Origin of the sequence: Bartonella sp. AP58NXGY (assembly GCF_042195785.1) — a bacterium.
GTDB lineage: Bacteria > Pseudomonadota > Alphaproteobacteria > Rhizobiales > Rhizobiaceae > Bartonella.
Genome location: NZ_JBHIOY010000045.1, coordinates 1,227 through 2,294, shown reverse-complemented (window position 1 = coordinate 2,294; position 1,068 = coordinate 1,227). Strand labels below are relative to the sequence as shown.

At 35.3% G+C, this 1,068-nt stretch carries 1 pseudogene; it reads right to left on the bottom strand.

The features are described 5' to 3' along the window. Positions 1 to 579: 579 nt before the first annotated feature. Positions 580 to 1,068: pseudogene (locus ACFINC_RS09145) on the bottom strand (hypothetical protein); the annotation flags it as partial.

The window sequence follows — 1,068 nt, the reverse complement described above, 5'->3', positions numbered from 1 at the left end:
TTAAAGCCTTACCTTTGATAAAAGCGGTTGTTTATTTGTCTTATGAGAGATTGTTTTGAAAACCAACGTTTACAGATGTAAAAAGAATGTTTTAAAAAAGACATTTGTTTAAGAGGCATTTGCTTTTGATTGTATTGAGATGAATCTAAAAAGCGTTTTGATTTTAGAATGTAAGTTATTTCAATTTACTCAACTCAATTTTAAAGTCAGTATATTGAAACGTTTTAAAAGAAGCATTTTGATCATGGGCTTTATTTCAAAAGACCACCTCACAAATGAGGGCGTTATGATTGATACGTTTGAGATTAACAAAAAGCGTTTATAGGCTCTCTCATTCAAATGAGTGATTAAAGATCATACGCATCATACATTCCTTTTGATAAGTTTTCATATTTTTAATAGAGCACTTGAAATATGATACATTTTGTATATATGCATTCATTACTCCATTGTAGGTGGTTATTTTTATCATAAGAATCATTCTTTGAAAGCCGCGTCATATCACTTGACACGGCTTTTTTGCATTCTCTCTTTTATGATGGGTTTATAACCATAAAGAAGGCGCTCCCATGTCTATTTTTATTCTGTTTTATCAATAATCTTAACAACGTTATCGTTTTCATAAACCTCATAATTTTGAGCAACTGATTTTACATTGCTTTGTTTATCTATTTTTGCTTTTCCATAGGCACGACCCCACACCTTGACAGAACCAGAGATTTTCGCATTCCCATAAACAGAGCCATAAACCGCAGCGCGCCCACTCACAATCGCAGAGCCGTAAACCTTGCCATAAATCTTTGCAAAGCCTTTTATAGCAGCCTGTCCATAAATTTTTGCATTGCTGTAAATACAAGCAGAGCCAGAAACCTTTGAATGACCATAGATCCTTGCATGATCATAAACAAAAACATCATGAGAGACGCGGGCATGATTATAAATATGGGCATTGCTATAAACGCGGGCGTAATCACAAACATGCGCCTTGCCATAGACATGACCCGCCACATGGGCGCTGCCATAGACACAAGCATGGTCATAAATTCTTGCATAGCGAGAGATAAAAGC